This is a genomic window from Paludibacterium denitrificans (assembly GCF_009707705.1).
GTDB lineage: Bacteria > Pseudomonadota > Gammaproteobacteria > Burkholderiales > Chromobacteriaceae > Paludibacterium_A > Paludibacterium_A denitrificans.
The window spans coordinates 1,157,914-1,174,462 of the sequence record NZ_WLYX01000001.1; the positions used below are offsets into that span (position 1 = coordinate 1,157,914).

The window sequence follows — 16,549 nt, forward strand, 5'->3', positions numbered from 1 at the left end:
CAAAAGGCTGGCCAAGCCACTCCCTTCAATCAAAACAGCAGCTAATAACAGTTATCTTAAAGGCTAACCGTGCCCCCTTGCTTTTCATGACAAAATCATTATGCTGATCGGGTTTCTTCCACTCGTTCAGGAAATCGTGATGAAAAAATGGATCGTAGGCGCCGCCAGCGCCGTCTGCCTCGCCGGTGCTGCTCACGCATTTGATCTGGGTTCAGCCATCAAAATTGGTAGTGACATGGTTAAAACCGCTACGCTCAGCGATAGCGACGTTAAACAACTGGCCTCTGAATCTCGCAAGACCCTCGACAAGCAGAACAAAATTGCCCCGGCCAGCAGCGCGTACAGCAAGCGTCTGGCACGTATCACCAAAGGCATGAAAAACGAAGAAGGGATGAACCTCAACTTCAAGGTGTATCTCACCAAAGACATCAATGCCTTTGCCATGGCTGACGGCACTGTCCGTGTCTACAGCGGCTTGATGGACAAAATGACTGACGATGAAGTGCGCTATGTTATCGGCCATGAAATCGGCCACGTAAAACTGGGCCACACCCGCAAAGCCATGCAACTGGCCTATGGCACTACAGCCGTGCGTAATGCCGCTGCTGCCAGTGGCAACGGTTCCCTGACCGCCCTGTCTTCGTCCGAACTGGGTAATTTTGCCGAAAAACTGGTTAATGCCCAGTTCTCGCAAAGCCGGAAAGTGATGCCGATGCGTACTCAGTTGAATTCCTGAAACGCCATCACTACAACACCCAAGCCGCCGTTTCTGCCCTGCAAAAACTGGCAGCGCTGGGTGGCAACGACAGCAGCGTACTGGCCTCGCACCCGGCTCCGCTGGAACGCGCCGCCAAGGTTGAAAAACTGCTGTAATCTGCACGCTCTTGTTACGCTCCCCCAAGCCCGGCCCAAGCCGGGCTTTTTGCTGCCTCGGCCCGGGGCAATAGCTTGAAAGCCGACCAACACCGTCGTCACCATCACTCGCCACAACACCAATTACCCTTGGAGTCACCACTAAATCAGGCTGGAATCTGGCTGACGTGGGAGCCCAAAACCGATGACCAACATCTGAATAAGTATTTGTTTATCATTGTATTTTTAAGTAAATCGGCAATGATTCAACCACCTTTACCCACAGGCATCATGACGCTTTGATGAATTTGGTGTTGCCGATCGGCGTTGGAGCGCCTATAATGCTCCGCATTGGGCCGTTAGCTCAGTTGGTAGAGCAGTGGACTCTTAATCCATTGGTCGAGTGTTCGAGCCACTCACGGCCCACCAATACCGAAAAAAGCTCCGCTTAGGCGGGGCTTTTTTCATGCATTCCCGATGAGGAGTATTCCTCCATCCACTTGGCATTGCCTGCCGCCCCATCGCTACCCGATAATAGGCTCCTCTGCGCTTAAGCCAAGGATACCTGTCATGTTGAGACGTTTTATTTACCCGCTGGCGTTGTGGTTGAGCTGGGCTGGCATGGCAAGCGCCCAAACGGTTGACGAGCAGCTGTTAGCGGCACAGATGGCCTATCAGCAAGCCAACAGCCAGTTGACGCAAGCCAATGCCCGCCTCGAGCAAGCACGCCAGGCAAAAACGCTGGCCGAACAACGGCTGGCAGATGCGCAAATGGCTCTGCAACGAACCGATGAAGAACTGACGGCGGCCACCAGCGGACAAGCAGCGGCCAGCCAAAGTATGGATACGGTGGCAAAGGGTCTGGATGAGGCGTGGAAACGCAAGGAAGGTGGGCAATAACCTGAGTCCACCATGAAAAAAGCGGCGGAATATTCTCCACCGCTTTTTTTGGGCTTTAATGCGCCGCCGAGGCGGTGAGCTGCTGCAAGCGTTGCACGTCCTGCGCAAGATTTTGTCGTGCCGTCTGGATTTCTGCCTGCTTGTTGACGATCTGACGCCGGTTGTTGATCAGCTCCTGCTGCAAGACCCGGCTATTTTGCATGAACACCGGCGGCACTGTGGCCCCACGGCGCCGTAGTGCGTCGGCCTCGCGCTGAAGGCCCTGCAGCTGATTCGTCAGGTCACGCTGCCGTGCCTGCAAACTGGTGAGCAGCGTCTGCTGCGTGACCAGTTCTTTTTCCCGATCAGCACGTAATTCGTTGACCGAGCGGTAGCTGTCGAGCAAAGCGCGATCACGCCGCCGTTGCTCGGCTTGCAAGCGCTGTTGCTGCTGTTCGGCCAACTCGGCCGCTTCGCGCTGGTGGCGGGCAGCGGGACTTTCCGCCGGGCGCTTGATCATGCCTTGGCGCGACAACTCCGCCACGCCTTGCTGCTGGGATTGCAGCGGCGGGCTGTCGCTGTAATGCACGTGCCCTGCCTCGTCCACCCATTTATAAAAGGCTCCGCCTGTGCCACACCGGCGATCAGCCATGACAGCAACACTCCGGCAGGCCAGCGCATCAGTCATCGACTCCATATTGTTGACGATAGGCGCGCACCGCTTCGAGGTGTTCGGCCAACGCCGGGCTGCCTTGCAGGAACCCCAGCAGGTCGTTCAGCGTGGCAATGGCCACCACCGGCAAGCCGTATTGCTGCGCCACTTCCTGTACGGCGGACAGGGTGCCAGTGCCACGCTCCATGCGATCCAAGGCAATGGCCACCCCAGCCGGTTCGGCTCCGGCGGAGCGGATCAGCTCCACCGATTCGCGTACCGAAGTACCGGCGGAAATCACGTCATCGATAATCAGCACTTTGCCTTTGAGCGGCGCACCCACCAGCGTACCACCTTCACCGTGGTCCTTGGCTTCCTTGCGGTTGTAGGCAAACGGCACGTTACGGCCGTTTTCGGCCAACGCCATGGCCGTGGCCGCCGCCGGGATGATACCCTTGTAGGCTGGCCCAAACAGCATGTCGAACGACACTTGGCTGGTCTCGATGGCACGCGCGTAGAAACGCGACAGCTGCAGTGTGGAAGCACCATCATTGAACAGGCTGTTGAAGAAATACGGGGATTTCCGACCCGCCTTGGTGATGAACTCGCCAAATTTCAACACCTGTTGGTCGAGTGCAAAACGAATAAAGTCCTGTCGGAAATCGCTCATTGTGGCCCCTTTGAAGATCGCATGATTAACGAATGAATGGCTGGCTAGATAGCCAGCAAGCATAGCACGGGAGAGACACTTGCTTCGAATCGTTTCGGCCAACCTCAACGGCATCCGTTCGGCCGACAAGAAAGGTTTTTTTGACTGGCTGGCCGGGACGGCCGCCGATTTTGTCTGCGTACAGGAGCTCAAGGCGCAAGCCGCCGATCTGAGTGAACGCATGCGCCAGCCGGATGGCTTGACCGGCTACTTTCATTACGCGGAAAAAAAGGGCTATAGCGGGGTCGGTGTATACACCCGCCATGTGCCGGATCGGGTGGTGGAAGGGCTGGGGGTAGACTGGATCGACTGCGAAGGCCGCTATCTGCAACTGGATTTCGGCCAACTATCCGTGGTGTCGCTATATCTGCCCTCCGGCTCCAGCGGCGACCATCGCCAGCAGATCAAATTCGACTTTCTCGATGTGTTCATGCCGCATCTGGAAGCACTGCGCGCCGCTGGCCGCGACATCGTGATCTGCGGCGACTGGAACATCGCCCATCAGGAAATCGACCTGAAGAACTGGAAAGGCAATCTGAAAAACTCCGGCTTTCTGCCAGAAGAACGCGCCTGGATGACCGACCTGCTCGGCCGCGCCGACTGGCGCGACGCCCCGGCGCACGCTCTACCCGGATCAACCGGGCTACACTTGGTGGAGTAACCGCGGGCAGGCTTATGCCAAGGATGTGGGCTGGCGCATCGACTATCACATCGTGACGCCGGGCATGATGGCCTGCGCCAAGAACGCCAGCATCTACAAAGACGAAAAATTCTCCGACCACGCGCCGCTGATTGTCGATTATGAACGGGAGCTGTAAATGCTCGACGATGACGATATTACCCTGATTACCGTACCCGGCTGGGGCAATTCCGGGCCCCGCCACTGGCAAACCATCTGGGAACACGGCTACCCGCTGAGCGCCCGTGTCGAACAGGAAAACTGGCTGTATCCGGAACGCGATGCGTGGGTTGCGGCCATGGAAAAAACGGTGGAACAAGTCCCCGGCCGGGTGGTCATTGCCGCCCACAGCCCGGGTTGCCACACCGCCATCGAATGGTTGCTGACCCTGTCGCTGGTACAACAGGGCAAGGTACAAGGCATGTTGCTGGTTGCCCCACCGGCCTTGCCCATCACGCCGCAACAAATGCGCGCCAGCGGCGAATTGCCTGCCGATGCCGCCTTGCCCAGCTTCGCCGGGTTTGGTGGCGCGCGCGAGCAACGTTTGCCGGTCAGAACGATTCTGGTCGCCAGTCAGGACGACCCGTTCTGCCCATTTGACGAAGCGCAACGTCTGGCCGCCATCTGGGGTACGCGGCTGGTAGACGCTTCAACAAGGCGGGCCACATGGGCAGCCGGGCAGCCTAGGTCCGTGGCGGGATGGGCAAAAGTGGATACAGCGGCTGATGCTGGGCTGACACCAACCACCATCCAGCAAGTTGGCCGAACACGCCATGGCCCACCCGAGCCATGGCGCCCAGTCATCACCAGTGCAGTGGTTTAACGCTCCACCGGGCGAGTCGGGTCACTGCACCATTCGCTCCACGAACCGGCATACAAGCGGCTCCCGGTCAGGCCTAGGCATGCTCCATGGACAACAAGTTGACGCAGGCGGTTACCCCGGAGCCACATTGGTGCACCACCTCGCGGCCATCGGCCACCGGCCCCAGCAACTGCTGCCATTCGGCGCACAGTTGTGCGGCAGGCTTGAAGGTGCCGTTTTCCTGCAGATTGTTCATGAAGAAACGATTACGCGCGCTGGGAATATGCCCACCCACCGGGTCCATGTTCTCGCCTTCGCCACGGAAACGCTCCGGCGAACGGGCATCAACCAGCGTGAATGCTTAAGCTCGGCAATATTCGCCAGCACCTCATCTGCCAACACGACTTCGGCCAACGTGTTGCGAATAGGAAAACGGCAGGTCGAACGATGGGCCGCATCGGTCGACAACGCACCGCCAGCTGCCAGCCAGGCCGCCATACCGCCATCCAGTACCGCTACGGCCTCGTGCCCCAGCCAGCGCAGTAACCACCGGGCGCGTGCGGCAAACATTCCGCCCGCATCATCATACGTCACCACCTGCACCTCCGGCGTAATGCCCAAGGCACCAAAATCGACGGCCAGACGTTGACCATCCGGTAATGGGTGGCGGCCATTGCTGCCGGACTTGACACCCGACAAGTGATAGTCCAGATGACGATGATGGGCATTGGGAATATGCCCGGCCTCATAAGCGGCCAAACCATAATCCGGGTCGGTCAGTTGAAAACGGCAATCCAGAATGACCACATTCTGGTTACCCAGCGACTGCAATTGTTCGGCACTGATCAATGTGGTGTACATCGGCTCTCCTTGGATGTGTCGGCCATACGCCGACAAGGGAGCCGCTTAACAGCCGTCCTCAAGAGGCTGGCAAGCGGTTCCAGAATGATAGCTCTCAACAATCAGCAAAACTCATGCCTTGGCTGTGGCCGCCAGGCGTGCCAGCGCCTCTTGCAGCTGGCGGGCCAAATCAGGCCATGCCCGCCCGCTTGCCTCACGTCGCGCCGCCGCCCAGACCGGGCTCGGAAAATGCGCATCATCCGCAAACCGCGGAATGACATGCCAGTGCAAATGCGGCACGACATTGCCCAAACTGGCCAGATTGATCTTGGTAGGCTGCATCACCTCGCGCAACGCCTGTTCGGCCAACATCACCCAGTGAAACAGGTGCTGTTGCTCGGCCAGCGTAAGGTCGGTCATCTCCTTGACGTGTTGCTTCCAGATCACCCGGCAAAACCCGGGGTAACCGGGTTCGTCCACCAGAATGACATGTAGGTGCTCATCTTGATACAAGACCGGACCGGCAGGTGGTTGGCATAGTTCACATTGCATGCACACTCTCCACAGTTAAAGCAGGGTTCTAGTGCATTCTACCCGCGCCCATTGCGCTTGAAAGCATCACACCAGCCCGCTCTGTACGATTGGTTACAATGATTTACATTGTTCTCACAGACGATTCAGTGGCCTCACTCCTAATATGCTCGCCAAGGAAGCACCAGTGCGGTGCTCCAGTTAACTGTACGTTAAAATTTCTAGGAGTCTCACTCATGAAAAAAATCGCCGCTCTGCTGGTTGCTACCGTATTTGGTCTGACCTCTGCTGCTGGTTTCGCTGCTGAAGCTTCCGCTCCGGCTGCTAAGGCTGCCAAAGCTGCTCCGGCTAAAGCCAAGCACCACGCTAAAAAACACAAGAAAGTAGCTAAGAAAGCTGCTTCCGCTCCGGCCGCTCAAAAAGCTCAAGCTGCCAAGAAAGCTGCTAAAAAGAAAGCCGCTTCCGCTCCGGCACAAAAAGCTCAAGCCGCTAAGAAGAAAGTAGCTAAAAAAGCTGCTTCCGCTCCGGCACAAAAGGCTCAAGCTGCTAAAAAGCACAAAAAAGCCAAGAAAGCCGCTTCCGCTCCGGCCGCTCAAAAAGCACAAGCCGCTAAGAAAGCCGCTAAGAAAGCCGCTTCCGCTCCGGCACAAAAAGCTCAAGCTGCTAAGAAAGCCGCTAAAAAAGCCGCTTCCGCTCCGGCCGCTCAAAAAGCACAAGCCGCTAAGAAAGTAGCTAAGAAAGCCGCTTCTGCTCCGGCACAAAAAGCTCAAGCTGCTAAGAAAGCCGCTAAAAAAGCCGCTTCCGCTGCTAAGTAATTCCCTCGCAGGTTAACCTGCTACGGATCAAAAAGAGGAGACTTCGGTCTCCTCTTTTTGTTTGTTGCACCCGCATCAACTCCGTCCTGAGCTCCACCATACCCATCACCACCCGTTGCACAGCCCCCTCAACGGCGGCATGCGCGGGAATGACAACCATGGGCCCACAACCCTGAACCCAACAGCTATGGCACATGGCAACAGCCAGACGACCAAGCACCACCTCTGGTGTAAGCTGGTGCCACCAGCCGAAACCACAGAATAAAGAATTGACCACGCCCCGCAAACGGACACAGCTCTGTCTAGTAGCTTGGCACAGCAGCGGCAGCTGTTCGAGCACTCGGCGCACCCAAAGGTATTCGACCAGACACATCGCATTGCCTGCAGCCCGCCCCAGACTATGGCCGAGGCCCAGTAAAAGCCTTGGGGATTACAGAAACGGAACTTCCACTCCTTCACGCTTCGTGCCTGCTTAATAGGTAGTCCAGAGCGCATGGAGAGAGGCCTTATCCGCGCAAGGGCATGGCCACCCCATAGACAATGCCCCATCAATTGCGCGCATGCGTCATGCTGAAACTTTGCACCCCCTCAAAGCGCGACAATTCACCCGCCAGTTGCGCCAACGAAGCGCCCTGATGCTTATTTCGCGCCATGGCAATGAAGTGCCACTCCGGCTGTCCGTCCTGATAAGAAATCGACAGGGTACTGGGCACAATATCGTAGCCACGTTCTAATGCCGCTTGCTTGAGTACCTGTTCGTCCGGCACAAAGCCCTGGTTGAAACGTAACACCACACCAATGGCGGGATGCGACGGCAACCATTCCTCCAGATACGAAATCAGGCTCATTGATAGCGCCGAAATCAGCGTCAACATGATGGCAGCCGCATAGAAGCCAATACCAACCAGCACACCAATGGCGGAGGCAGCCCAGATGGAAGCGGCCGTGGTCAGGCCGCTGATATTGAACCCATCTTTCATAATGACACCGGCGCCCAAAAAGCCGATGCCGGTCACAATCCCCTGTATTACCCGGGTCGGATCGCCGACACTGTCAGCCAGATGACCGCCATACCAGTAGGCCGGATATCCCACCACCACGGTCAATGCGGCAGAGGCCATACACACCAGTCCATAGGTACGCATCCCTGCCGCACGCCCCCGGTAGGAGCGTTCATAGCCCACCAGAATGCCAAGAATCAACGCGCCGACCAGATTGAGAACAATCACGACATTAACGTCGACGAAGTTTTCTGACCAATAACCCGTCACTAAAGAAGAAGGAAAAAGATTCATAAAAATATAAGCGACATTGGTAGAGAAAGAGAAAGGCGTACTGTAACCTAGTTGCGCAGCACGCTGTCACCGAGGAACGCAACATGGTAGCCCAATGAATCGGGCGGCCCCGGGCAGGGCTGCAGAATGACAAAAAGCCCAACCGGTTTGGTTGGGCTTTTTGCTGATAATACTTGGTGGGTCGGGCGAGATTCGAACTCGCGACCAACGGATTAAAAGTCCGCTGCTCTACCAGCTGAGCTACCGACCCTTAACCTTGCAAGCAGGTTTGGGTTCTCGTGGTGGGTCGGGCGAGATTCGAACTCGCGACCAACGGATTAAAAGTCCGCTGCTCTACCAGCTGAGCTACCGACCCCTCGAGAGAGCGAAACTATAAATAACTCTTCGATCGGCGTCAAGCCATTACACGCTTTTCTTTTGTAAATTCCACAAATTGCCGAGACGTGAATCACGCCGAAAACCCTGCGGATGAGCGATATGGCGGCGCGAAAATCTGTCAGCTACTTGAAAGCGTGTAAGCTGGAGACCCATGTGAGGTAGGCAGGCAGCCCCTGCTCGATATCCAGGGCGATGATTTCCGGCACCTCGTAAGGATGCAGTTCGGCCAACCCGGCCTGCAAGGCCGCATACGCAGGTTGGGTGGTTTTGATCAACAGCGGAATTTCCTCGGTTTCTTCCAGCTGCCCCTGCCAGCGGTAAACCGACAGGCACGGTGCCAGAATATTGACACAAGCCGCCAGCTGTTCGGCAACCAGAGTACTTGCCAGTTGCCGGGCAGTAGCGGCGTCTGGCGCGTTACAAATAACCAGTAAATATTTCATAACGGACACCTGAACCCGATGCGTGCATTGTTACTGATTCTACTCCTCTACCCTTTTCTGGAGATTGCCACGCTGGTGAGCCTGGCCGACCATTTTGGCAGCGGCCCGGTACTGCTGTGGGTGATCTTTACCGCCATTCTGGGTATCGGCATGCTACGCAACCAGAAACTGGCGGCGCTGCTGACGCTTGGTAGCGTACTCAATCAGGGCGAACGCGTGTCGATCTACAGCCTGCTGTGGCCGCTGCGCTATCTGTTGGCAGGTATCCTGTTCTTGATCCCCGGGGTGATCAGCGACCTCTTCGCCGTGCTGTTGTTACTGCCCTTCAAGGGACCGGCGCTGCCGGTAGGCCCTCGACCAACAGGTACAGCAGAGGATGTGATTGAGGGCGAATATCACCGGGTGGACGAACCGACCGACCCCAGCCGCCGCATCAACTGATTCCCAAGACGGACAACACCTGTTCGGCGCTCTGGCTGACATGGATCTCCACCACCTTATGGCGACTCTTGTCACCGGAGATCAAGACGACTGCGCGCTTGGGCACACCAAACCGCGAGGCTAACCAGTGTAGCAGCGCGGTATTGGCCTTGCCTTCCACCGGCGGCGCGGCCAGCCTGATTTTCAGGCAGTCACCGTGCTCGTAAAGCCTGTTCGGTTTTCTTGGCACCCGGCTGAACATGCAGGGTCAGCCGGATGCGGTCGTGCTGAACGACAAGCCATGGTTTCATGGGATTTGCCAAGCCAAAGCCGCCATTGTAGTAATGCCGAGACACCCGGCGTCAAGCTTTGGCCTGTCAACCCGTGACGCTGGTTTGGTTGTCGGGCCGACACCACAGCCAACGGTCGCCCATCCGCTGTTTTGCCAGCCAGCCATGCTAAACTTCCCGGCATATCCGGAAGAAAGCCCATGTCCCTGACTCCACATCGCTACGCTGACGATTCATCGCATAACGTCATCCTCGCTCTGATGATCGGGGCATCGTTGTTGGCGCATGTTCTGCTGTTTAGTGCCTTAAGCGGCCTGTCGTGGGTACGCTCTTTCAGCATGCCGGAAGGCCAGACCCTGAGTGTAAGGCTGAGCAGCAAGCCCACACTGAAACCACCCAAGACACAACGCCTGGGCATACAGAATGCCGATGGCGGCGGTAATACTCAGCATTGCCTACCACCGGCGCATCATCAGGCGCGCCCGCTGGCAGTAGATGGCGCGGCCAAAGCGGGGACAGAAACCAGCCCGGCGCCAGCACCAACCGTCGCTCCCACGTTAACCACGTCGCAACCGACACGCCATAGCCGTAGCGTAACGCCGCCGTCCTCCAGCAAACCGGGCAGTCTGACGGCCGGTAGCCTGCTGGCGCAAGTGGGCGAATTGGCGCAGCGCCGTGGGGATGAGGCACTGTCAGACAATCATCTGGAAAGTGGCAAGGGCAAACAGGACGTGGGCCTTGCCACGCGCGGCTATGAATGGACGCGTTATCAGGAAGATTGGCGCCTGAAGGTGGAGCGGATCGGCAACCTGAACTATCCGGATGAAGCACGCCGTCAGGATGTCCACGGCGCGGTCACGCTGGTGGTCACGGTCAACGCCAACGGCAGCCTGCGCAGCATGCGGGTGAGCCGCAGCTCAGGCAGCGACATTCTGGACAATGCCGCGCGGCACATTGTGGAGCTATGCGCCCCGTTTGCCCCATTCCCGCCGTCGCTGGCCAGCCGTTTTCCCAGCCAGCAGATCGTGCAACGATTCGTTTTTACCCGGGATAACCAGCTCTCCAGCCGTTAACCCAAGGAGCCCTCATGTTTGAAGTGAATCGCAGTGTTGCCATCATCCGCCCCAAGGCGCCGTTTCTCGCCCGGCTACGCGCCCTGCCGGGTGGGCTGAACGGCGCACTGACGCTGGAGGCGCTGACGCGCGACTGCAATGCCCTGCTGATCCCGGCCGCTGACGATTACGCCAGTGCCGAAGACTTTGTACTGCAACATTACCGCCTGCTGTTTCAGTCCGAGCTGGCAGACTGGTGTGATGACGATGCCTTCTGGCCTGACAACCTCAGCCCGGCGCTGTTTGCCGAGTGGTTCGAGGTAGAAATTCATTCGGTCCTGACCGACCTGGTTGACACGCCACTAGAGCGTGAACCGTTTGTTCCGCTGGATCTGGATCAACACGACTGATCCGGCGGTTTCGGCCAACGTGCCACACGAGGAGGCGTCCATCGACAGCCGGGTACACGGCAACGCATGGCGCACAACAACAAGGGGAAACACACCATGCCACATCTCACCCACATCAAGGTGCGCGGTTATCATCTTGATCTGTATGGCCACGTCAACAACGCACGCTATCTGGAGTTTCTGGAAGAAGCGCGCTGGAGTTTCTTTGAAGAGCGCGGCGACCTGCCCGGTTCCTGCAGTCTGGCCCGGCCCTGGTGGTGGTCAACATCAACATCAACTACCGTTATCCGGCCACCATGGGCGACCAACTGGCGATCGCCACCTCGGTCAAGAGCATCAGTCATCGCAGCGCCGTCATGCATCAGCGCGTGGTACTGGATGGCAGCGATACCGTGGTAGCCGAAGCCGACGTTACCTTTGTCGCCTTTGACGGCAAACAAAACAAGGCCGTGCCGCTTGAAGGATCATTAAAGGAACTCCTGCAGGCCATGCAGGACCAATAACACCAGGGCAAATGATACGGCCAACCGCAAGGTTGGCCGAAACTCCAAACTCACTGAATGACACACCGGAACACAAGATGAAGAAGGGATTGATTGCTCTTTTGGCAGCCGTGGTGATCGGGCTGATCGCATACACTGCATTTTTCAATCAGACACCGGCACCGCAGGTGGCCTTCACCACCCTGTCCGGCCAGTCGAGCAGCATCGAAGCACTGAAGGGCAAAGTCGTGCTGGTAAACTTCTGGGCGACCAGCTGTTCCGGCTGCGTGGAAGAGATGCCGGAAATCAAGAAACTGCATGAGCAATACGCCAGCCGCGGCCTGCAAGTGGTCGCCGTAGCGATGAGCTACGATCCGGAAAACTACGTCAAGGCGTTTGTCGCCAAGAACGCCCTGCCGTTCATGGTGACGCGAGATAGCCGGGGCAACGTCGCCAAGGCATTTGGCGACATCCAGCTGACGCCGACCACCTTCATCATCGACAAACAGGGCAACATCCTCAAACACTACGTTGGCGAGATGAACTTCAGCGAAGTACGGCAATTACTGGACCAACAGCTCAAGTCCTGAGCCGATCACCCCATTGAACAGCATGCCGTTCCAGCACAGGAACGGCATTTTTATTAGGCACACTACATCAGGTTGGCCGAACAGCGGCGGATGCGCTTAATGTTGTGAACCACACACTGGACACGCCGGGTCACGCGGCACGCGCACATGGCGGAACTGCGCCGTCAGCGCGTCATAAAGTGTCAGTTGCCCCAACGGGCTGGGCAGGCCGATCAACAGTTTGAGCGCCTCTACCGCCTGCAGGCTGCCAATCACCCCGACCAGCGGCGCCAACACGCCAAAGGTAGCGCACGGGCCATCACCTGCCTCGCCTTCCTCCGGAAACAGGCAGTGATAACAGGGCGAATCTTCGTGGCGCGCATCAAACACCGCCAGTTGGCCAGCAAACCGCACTGCCGCCCCGGACACCAGCGGCACTTTGGCCGCCACCGCCGCGCGGTTGACCGCATGACGGGTGGCAAAGTTATCGGAACAATCCAGCACCAGATCGTGAGCGGCGACTACTTCGGCCAACCTGCTGCCAGCCAGCCGCTCGGCCAAGGTCGTTACCTGCACCTCGGGGTTGAGCGCCTGCATCTGCGCGGCCGCCGAACACGCCTTGTTCTGCCCCGGGCTTGCCATGCTGTGCGCCACCGGCGCTGCAGATTGGTCAGTTCCACCACGTCGTCGTCGGCGACACTGATCCGGCCCACACCGGCACTAGCCAGATACAGCAGCACCGGCGAGCCTAGCCCGCCAGCCCCCAGCACCAACACGCGCGCCGCCGCCAGGCGTTGCTGCCCCGCAATATCAATTTCCGGCAACAAAATATGCCGACTGTAGCGCAACAGCGCTGCATCGTTCAGTTCAGTCATCATTAGCCAAGCCTAATGCAGAGTCGCACTCGCGACAATACGTTCCGCTGCCTGCAACAAAAACGCCAGCACAAGGCTGGCGTTGCGGCGCAAACAGCAAATGCGGTTATTCTTCCGCTGTCTTGCGGATAAACTTGATCCCCAGCTGCTTGAGCTTGCGGTACAGGTGCGTGCGTTCCAGCCCCACTTTCTGTGCCACCCGGCTCATGTTGCCGTTTTCCAGCGAGATGTGGTACTCGAAATAGCGACGTTCCAGTTGCTCGCGCAATTCGCGCAGCGGCATGTTGAAATCAAAACCGGACTCTTCCACCGGCTTGTCGTGGCGGAACTGCGCAAGAACCTTGTTCACCTCGCCCGCGTCGACATCATCCGATTCAGCTGTCAGCGCCAGACTCTTGATGATACTGCGCAGCTGTTCCAGATTGCCGGGCCAGTCGTACTGACGCAGGGCATTGAGCGCCGAGGTCGTCAGCTTGCGAGGCGGCACCTGCTTGGACTCGATCAACTCGGTCAGAATCTGCTCGGCGATGCAGGTAATGTCTTCGGCATGTGAACGCAGCGGCGGAATCGGCACAATCACGCTGGATAGCGCGGTCAACAAACGGTTATCGCACTCCGGGTCGACCAGCAATTCCTGTAACGGCTTAGCTGCAGGAACACAGCAGACGGACATTGAAGCGGTCCAGCTTGGAGAGCAGAAACAACAGCCCTTGCTGTATCCGACGGCTGTACTGGCCGATTTCCGGCAAGAACAGCACGCCGTTATTAGCCTTTTGCAACAGCTCCAGCGGTGCGTCGGCCAGCTGTTCCGGCTTGGCGGGCGTGACCCGGGGGGTATTACCCTGATGGAAAAAACGCGCCACCAGTTCAAAACCGGAACCGGGCTCGCCAGTAAGTAGCACCGGTGACTTCACCTTGGCCACCCGCTCCAGCTGGCGCTTGAGTTCCTGGATCGGTTCACTCTTCCCCAGTTTGTCGAGATTGAGCGAGGTATTGGCTTGCATGTCGCCGTACTTCAGTGCGCGTTGCACCGTTGTCAGCAGCTTCTGCAAGGCAATGGGCTTTTCCAGAAAATCAAAGGCGCCGATACGGGTAGCTTCCACGGCCGTATCAATGCTGGCATGACCGGACATCATCACCACCGGCATATTGAGCTGACCGGTTTTGGCCCACTCCTTTAGCAGGGTGACGCCATCGCAATCGGGCATCCAGATATCCAGCAAAACCAGTGCCGGGCGTGTTTGGTTACGTAATTGACGAGCGACTTCGGCATTTTCCGCCGTGGCGACGGTATAACCTTCATCCTGCAAAATTTCTGACAGCAGTTCGCGAATACCGATCTCGTCGTCAACAATCAAAATATCACTGCTACGCATTAGGCCTCCAGCAATGGCAGGGTAAGCAGGATACGTGCGCCATGCGGCACGGCGTTCTCCAGCGCAACCTGTCCATGGTGTTCCTCTGCAATTTTTTTCACAACGGCCAGCCCCAACCCCGTCCCCTTGGATTTACTGGTGACATAGGGTTCAAAAGCGCGGGGAAGAATATCCTGACTGAAGCCTGAACCATTGTCCTCCACGCTGACGACCGCGTTTTTTCCTTCTTGTCGGCTGCTAATTTGAATCATCGGGTTGTCAACGTCAAGAACCGCATCTTGCGCATTCTGCATAAGATTGTGCAAAACCTGACGCAACAGGGCGGCATCGCCCATGATGCACAGCGATCCGGCGTGCAGTCGCATCTTCACCGCCGGATTGGATTCGTACAGGGTAATGACTTCGCGCACCAGCTGGTTCAGGTCCAGCCGCGACAGTTTGATGCGCGGTGCGCGGGCGTAATCGCGGAACGCATCCACCATGTTTTTGAGGGCGCCCACCTGCTTGATGATGGTATCGGTGGAGCGCTTGAGCATGTCGGCATCGGTAGGCTGCAACTTGGCGGTCAGCTTCATGGCCAGCCGTTCGGCCGACAGCTGGATCGGCGTCAGCGGATTGCGGATTTCATGCGCCAGCCGTCGGGCAACTTCCCCCAGGGCGGCGTCGCGCTGGGCACGTGCCAACTCGGTAATGTCGTCGAATACCAGCACGTAACCACTGCCAGAGCGGTCGGGCAAGCGGGCGCCATGCACCAGCAGGGAGCGTTCACCCTGTGTGGTGGCGTATTCCAGCTGGGTTTGCCATTCGCTTTCTTTTTCCTGTTCGCAACGCATCAACAGCGTTTCCACCAGCGCCGCCAGCGCGGGCACGTGTTCCGGCCATTGCGCCGGGGCAAACGGGGCCAGTTCGGCAAAATCTATCGACAGGATACGCGCGGCACTGGTGTTGGCGGCACGCACCTGCCAGTTGGCATCAAAGGCAATCACGCTTACCGACAGGTTGGCCAGAATGCTTTCCAGATAGAGCTTGCCGCTTTCCAGCGCCAGCCGGTTCTGGTCGGCCACTTGCCGGGCTTCATCCAGTTGCTGAGTCATGCGGTTGAACAGCGTGGTCAGCATCCCCAACTCGTCACGCCGGTATACCGGGTGGCGTTTGGAAAAGTCGCCCTGCGCCACCGCACGCGCGTTAAACAGCCAGTTCGGACAGCGGGGCCGACAGGCGCTCGGACAACACCAAGGCAAAGGCCAAGGCGGAGGTGAGGGCCAACAGGCAGGCCAGCGCCAGCGTCAGCATGTAAAAAGTTTTTAGTCCGGAACGGGATAACAGCAGCTGGCGGTATTCAGCGCGCGCCGTTTCGATCAGTTCGGCATCATGAGCAATGGCCTGTGGCGCGGCCTGCGTCACCTGCATCACCCGAGGCTGGCCGCTGGAGGAACGATAGCTCAGCACCACTTTGAGGATCAGGCCATTGGCGCCGTCGTTTTCGATGGTTTCCTGTGGCTGGCGTTGCCGCAAGGTACGCATGACCTCGCGCGATGGCGCCTGCACATGCCGTCCGCGGCTCACGCCAGCGGCGGCGATCAGCTCGCCATTGCGGGCAAACACGGCGATATCGCGCAATCCCAATTGCTGGCGCGAGCGCTCCAGCCGATTAGGCAGGATGGTTTCGGGCAACATGTCGAGATCATCCAGCACCACACGGCTCTTGCGGCTGACATCTTCCAGCACGTAATTGAGTGCATTGCGCCCGAGCCCGAGGCCACGGTCCAGCGCGGACTCGACCTTGACGTTGAACCAGCTTTCGATACTGCGGGTGAGAAACTGGGCAGAAATGGTGAACACCAGCAACCCCGGCACCAACGCCACCACGGCAAACATCATTACCAGCTTTTGCGTGAGTTTGGCGCCAAAAACCCGCCCTTTGACGCGCTGGCGCAGGCGCACCAGCTGCCGCACCACCACCCCCAGCAAGGCCGCCAGCAGCAGGCTGTTGAGGCCAAACACCCACCAGTAATATTCGGCCAACTTGGAGGCATTGCCGGTGGCCACCGCCAGCAGGTACAGCAAGATGGAACCCAAAGCAGCCAGCGCAATCGCGGCGTAACGCATCAATTGCTCTCCCGGCTGATCACCAGATTTTGCCAACCGGATGACAGCGACCAGTCGGACGAGCCAGGGCATTGAGCTGGAACGGTTTTGG

General features: G+C 58.0%; 18 protein-coding genes, 3 tRNA genes and 5 pseudogenes. 12 read left to right on the plus strand and 14 right to left on the minus strand.

Annotated elements, in window-relative coordinates; translation table 11 throughout:
- Positions 1–391: 391 nt before the first annotated feature.
- From GKE73_RS25485 to GKE73_RS07740, 3 genes and pseudogenes are all read left to right on the plus strand, one after another.
- Positions 392–873 (plus strand): annotated as a pseudogene (locus tag GKE73_RS25485) (M48 family metalloprotease).
- A 332-nt stretch (positions 874–1,205) separates the two neighbouring features.
- A tRNA-Lys gene (locus tag GKE73_RS07735) sits at positions 1,206–1,281 on the plus strand.
- 141 nt (positions 1,282–1,422) lie between these two features.
- Positions 1,423–1,752, plus strand: a complete 330-nt coding sequence (locus GKE73_RS07740) for a hypothetical protein (RefSeq protein ID WP_230369634.1) — start codon at positions 1,423–1,425, stop codon at positions 1,750–1,752.
- A 55-nt stretch (positions 1,753–1,807) separates the two neighbouring features.
- Here the strand turns inward: GKE73_RS07740 and GKE73_RS07745 are convergent, their stop codons facing one another.
- Entirely contained in the window at positions 1,808–2,428 is a 621-nt protein-coding gene (locus GKE73_RS07745) for a DUF4124 domain-containing protein (RefSeq protein WP_230369635.1), read from the minus strand.
- Positions 2,412–3,053, minus strand: a complete 642-nt coding sequence (pyrE, locus tag GKE73_RS07750) for an orotate phosphoribosyltransferase (protein ID WP_230369636.1) — start codon at positions 3,051–3,053, stop codon at positions 2,412–2,414. The genes GKE73_RS07745 and pyrE overlap by 17 nt, the downstream gene beginning before the upstream one ends.
- A 79-nt stretch (positions 3,054–3,132) precedes the next feature.
- Between pyrE and GKE73_RS07755 the strand changes: the two are divergent.
- Both GKE73_RS07755 and GKE73_RS07760 read left to right on the plus strand, forming a co-directional pair.
- A pseudogene (locus GKE73_RS07755) lies at positions 3,133–3,910 on the plus strand (exodeoxyribonuclease III).
- Positions 3,911–4,594, plus strand: coding sequence for an RBBP9/YdeN family alpha/beta hydrolase (locus GKE73_RS07760; RefSeq protein WP_230369637.1), 684 nt, complete (start codon positions 3,911–3,913; stop codon positions 4,592–4,594).
- A 73-nt stretch (positions 4,595–4,667) separates the two neighbouring features.
- Here the strand turns inward: GKE73_RS07760 and GKE73_RS07765 are convergent, their stop codons facing one another.
- The 3 genes from GKE73_RS07765 to GKE73_RS07775 all read right to left on the minus strand — a co-directional run bounded on the left by GKE73_RS07765 (position 4,668) and on the right by GKE73_RS07775 (position 5,965).
- A complete protein-coding gene (locus GKE73_RS07765; RefSeq protein WP_230369638.1) occupies positions 4,668–4,877 on the minus strand; it encodes a sulfurtransferase in 210 nt (69 codons plus the stop codon).
- Entirely contained in the window at positions 4,826–5,434 is a 609-nt protein-coding gene (locus tag GKE73_RS07770; protein ID WP_230369639.1) for a sulfurtransferase, read from the minus strand. Before GKE73_RS07770 ends, GKE73_RS07765 begins: the two co-directional genes overlap by 52 nt.
- A 111-nt stretch (positions 5,435–5,545) precedes the next feature.
- Entirely contained in the window at positions 5,546–5,965 is a 420-nt protein-coding gene (locus GKE73_RS07775; RefSeq protein ID WP_230369640.1) for an HIT family protein, read from the minus strand.
- A 215-nt stretch (positions 5,966–6,180) separates the two neighbouring features.
- Between GKE73_RS07775 and asr the strand changes: the two genes are divergently transcribed.
- Positions 6,181–6,759, plus strand: coding sequence for an acid resistance repetitive basic protein Asr (gene asr / locus GKE73_RS07780; protein WP_230369641.1), 579 nt, complete (start codon positions 6,181–6,183; stop codon positions 6,757–6,759).
- 548 nt (positions 6,760–7,307) lie between these two features.
- Here the strand turns inward: asr and GKE73_RS07785 are convergent.
- The 4 genes from GKE73_RS07785 to cutA form a co-directional block, all read right to left on the minus strand.
- Positions 7,308–8,054 carry an MgtC/SapB family protein gene (locus GKE73_RS07785; protein WP_230369642.1) on the minus strand — a complete coding sequence of 249 codons (747 nt, stop codon included), beginning with the start codon at positions 8,052–8,054 and terminating at the stop codon, positions 7,308–7,310.
- 174 nt (positions 8,055–8,228) lie between these two features.
- Positions 8,229–8,304: transfer RNA gene (locus tag GKE73_RS07790), tRNA-Lys, on the minus strand.
- Between the two features lie 29 nt (positions 8,305–8,333).
- A tRNA-Lys gene (locus GKE73_RS07795) sits at positions 8,334–8,409 on the minus strand.
- Between the two features lie 145 nt (positions 8,410–8,554).
- Entirely contained in the window at positions 8,555–8,875 is a 321-nt protein-coding gene (cutA, locus tag GKE73_RS07800) for a divalent-cation tolerance protein CutA (RefSeq protein ID WP_230369643.1), read from the minus strand.
- Between the two features lie 18 nt (positions 8,876–8,893).
- Between cutA and GKE73_RS07805 the strand changes: the two genes are divergently transcribed.
- Entirely contained in the window at positions 8,894–9,316 is a 423-nt protein-coding gene (locus GKE73_RS07805) for an FxsA family protein (protein WP_230369644.1), read from the plus strand.
- Here GKE73_RS07805 and GKE73_RS07810 read toward each other — a convergent pair.
- Complete coding sequence (locus tag GKE73_RS07810) at positions 9,309–9,557, minus strand: DUF167 domain-containing protein (RefSeq protein ID WP_230369645.1); 249 nt, start codon at positions 9,555–9,557, stop codon at positions 9,309–9,311. The two genes, GKE73_RS07805 and GKE73_RS07810, sit on opposite strands and share 8 nt — an antisense overlap.
- A gap of 228 nt (positions 9,558–9,785) precedes the next feature.
- Between GKE73_RS07810 and GKE73_RS07815 the strand changes: the two genes are divergently transcribed.
- The 5 genes and pseudogenes from GKE73_RS07815 (at position 9,786) to GKE73_RS07830 (ending at position 12,119) form a co-directional block, all read left to right on the plus strand.
- On the plus strand, positions 9,786–10,658 hold the full coding sequence (locus tag GKE73_RS07815; RefSeq protein WP_230369646.1) for an energy transducer TonB: 873 nt from the start codon (positions 9,786–9,788) through the stop codon (positions 10,656–10,658).
- 14 nt (positions 10,659–10,672) lie between these two features.
- The gene (locus GKE73_RS07820) at positions 10,673–11,047 is read left to right on the plus strand and encodes a VacJ (RefSeq protein WP_230369647.1); all 375 of its coding nucleotides are present in this window, start codon (positions 10,673–10,675) and stop codon (positions 11,045–11,047) included.
- A gap of 96 nt (positions 11,048–11,143) precedes the next feature.
- Positions 11,144–11,227: pseudogene (locus GKE73_RS25490) on the plus strand (thioesterase); the annotation flags it as partial.
- A gap of 74 nt (positions 11,228–11,301) precedes the next feature.
- A complete protein-coding gene (locus GKE73_RS25495; protein ID WP_376767300.1) occupies positions 11,302–11,550 on the plus strand; it encodes an acyl-CoA thioesterase in 249 nt (82 codons plus the stop codon).
- Between the two features lie 11 nt (positions 11,551–11,561).
- Positions 11,562–12,119 carry a TlpA family protein disulfide reductase gene (locus tag GKE73_RS07830; protein ID WP_230369648.1) on the plus strand — a complete coding sequence of 186 codons (558 nt, stop codon included), beginning with the start codon at positions 11,562–11,564 and terminating at the stop codon, positions 12,117–12,119.
- Positions 12,120–12,215: 96 nt separating this feature from the next.
- On the opposite strand, the pseudogene GKE73_RS07835 reads toward GKE73_RS07830, so the two are convergent.
- The 4 genes and pseudogenes from GKE73_RS07835 to GKE73_RS07860 all read right to left on the minus strand — a co-directional run bounded on the left by GKE73_RS07835 (position 12,216) and on the right by GKE73_RS07860 (position 16,530).
- Positions 12,216–12,973 (minus strand): annotated as a pseudogene (locus GKE73_RS07835) (HesA/MoeB/ThiF family protein).
- Positions 12,974–13,079: 106 nt separating this feature from the next.
- Positions 13,080–14,349 (minus strand): annotated as a pseudogene (locus GKE73_RS22945) (sigma-54-dependent transcriptional regulator).
- Positions 14,349–15,524, minus strand: a complete 1,176-nt coding sequence (locus GKE73_RS07855) for a sensor histidine kinase (protein ID WP_230369649.1) — start codon at positions 15,522–15,524, stop codon at positions 14,349–14,351. The pseudogene GKE73_RS22945 and the gene GKE73_RS07855 overlap by 1 nt, the downstream one beginning before the upstream one ends.
- Positions 15,525–15,534: 10 nt before the next feature.
- Positions 15,535–16,530 carry a hypothetical protein gene (locus tag GKE73_RS07860; protein ID WP_230369650.1) on the minus strand — a complete coding sequence of 332 codons (996 nt, stop codon included), beginning with the start codon at positions 16,528–16,530 and terminating at the stop codon, positions 15,535–15,537.
- Between the last annotated feature and the right edge of the window lie 19 nt (positions 16,531–16,549).

Excerpts from the sequence above, each read along its gene's own strand:
- GKE73_RS07740 (WP_230369634.1), top strand. The coding sequence starts at position 1,423 with ATGTTGAGACGTTTTATTTACCCGCTGGCGTTGTGGTTGAGCTGGGCT.
- GKE73_RS07745 (WP_230369635.1), bottom strand. The coding sequence starts at position 2,428 with ATGGAGTCGATGACTGATGCGCTGGCCTGCCGGAGTGTTGCTGTCATG.
- pyrE (WP_230369636.1), bottom strand. The coding sequence starts at position 3,053 with ATGAGCGATTTCCGACAGGACTTTATTCGTTTTGCACTCGACCAACAG.
- GKE73_RS07760 (WP_230369637.1), top strand. The coding sequence starts at position 3,911 with ATGCTCGACGATGACGATATTACCCTGATTACCGTACCCGGCTGGGGC.
- GKE73_RS07765 (WP_230369638.1), bottom strand. The coding sequence starts at position 4,877 with ATGGACCCGGTGGGTGGGCATATTCCCAGCGCGCGTAATCGTTTCTTC.
- GKE73_RS07770 (WP_230369639.1), bottom strand. The coding sequence starts at position 5,434 with ATGTACACCACATTGATCAGTGCCGAACAATTGCAGTCGCTGGGTAAC.
- GKE73_RS07775 (WP_230369640.1), bottom strand. The coding sequence starts at position 5,965 with ATGCAATGTGAACTATGCCAACCACCTGCCGGTCCGGTCTTGTATCAA.
- asr (WP_230369641.1), top strand. The coding sequence starts at position 6,181 with ATGAAAAAAATCGCCGCTCTGCTGGTTGCTACCGTATTTGGTCTGACC.
- GKE73_RS07785 (WP_230369642.1), bottom strand. The coding sequence starts at position 8,054 with ATGAATCTTTTTCCTTCTTCTTTAGTGACGGGTTATTGGTCAGAAAAC.
- cutA (WP_230369643.1), bottom strand. The coding sequence starts at position 8,875 with ATGAAATATTTACTGGTTATTTGTAACGCGCCAGACGCCGCTACTGCC.
- GKE73_RS07805 (WP_230369644.1), top strand. The coding sequence starts at position 8,894 with ATGCGTGCATTGTTACTGATTCTACTCCTCTACCCTTTTCTGGAGATT.
- GKE73_RS07810 (WP_230369645.1), bottom strand. The coding sequence starts at position 9,557 with ATGTTCAGCCGGGTGCCAAGAAAACCGAACAGGCTTTACGAGCACGGT.
- GKE73_RS07815 (WP_230369646.1), top strand. The coding sequence starts at position 9,786 with ATGTCCCTGACTCCACATCGCTACGCTGACGATTCATCGCATAACGTC.
- GKE73_RS07820 (WP_230369647.1), top strand. The coding sequence starts at position 10,673 with ATGTTTGAAGTGAATCGCAGTGTTGCCATCATCCGCCCCAAGGCGCCG.
- GKE73_RS07830 (WP_230369648.1), top strand. The coding sequence starts at position 11,562 with ATGATACGGCCAACCGCAAGGTTGGCCGAAACTCCAAACTCACTGAAT.
- GKE73_RS07860 (WP_230369650.1), bottom strand. The coding sequence starts at position 16,530 with ATGCCCTGGCTCGTCCGACTGGTCGCTGTCATCCGGTTGGCAAAATCT.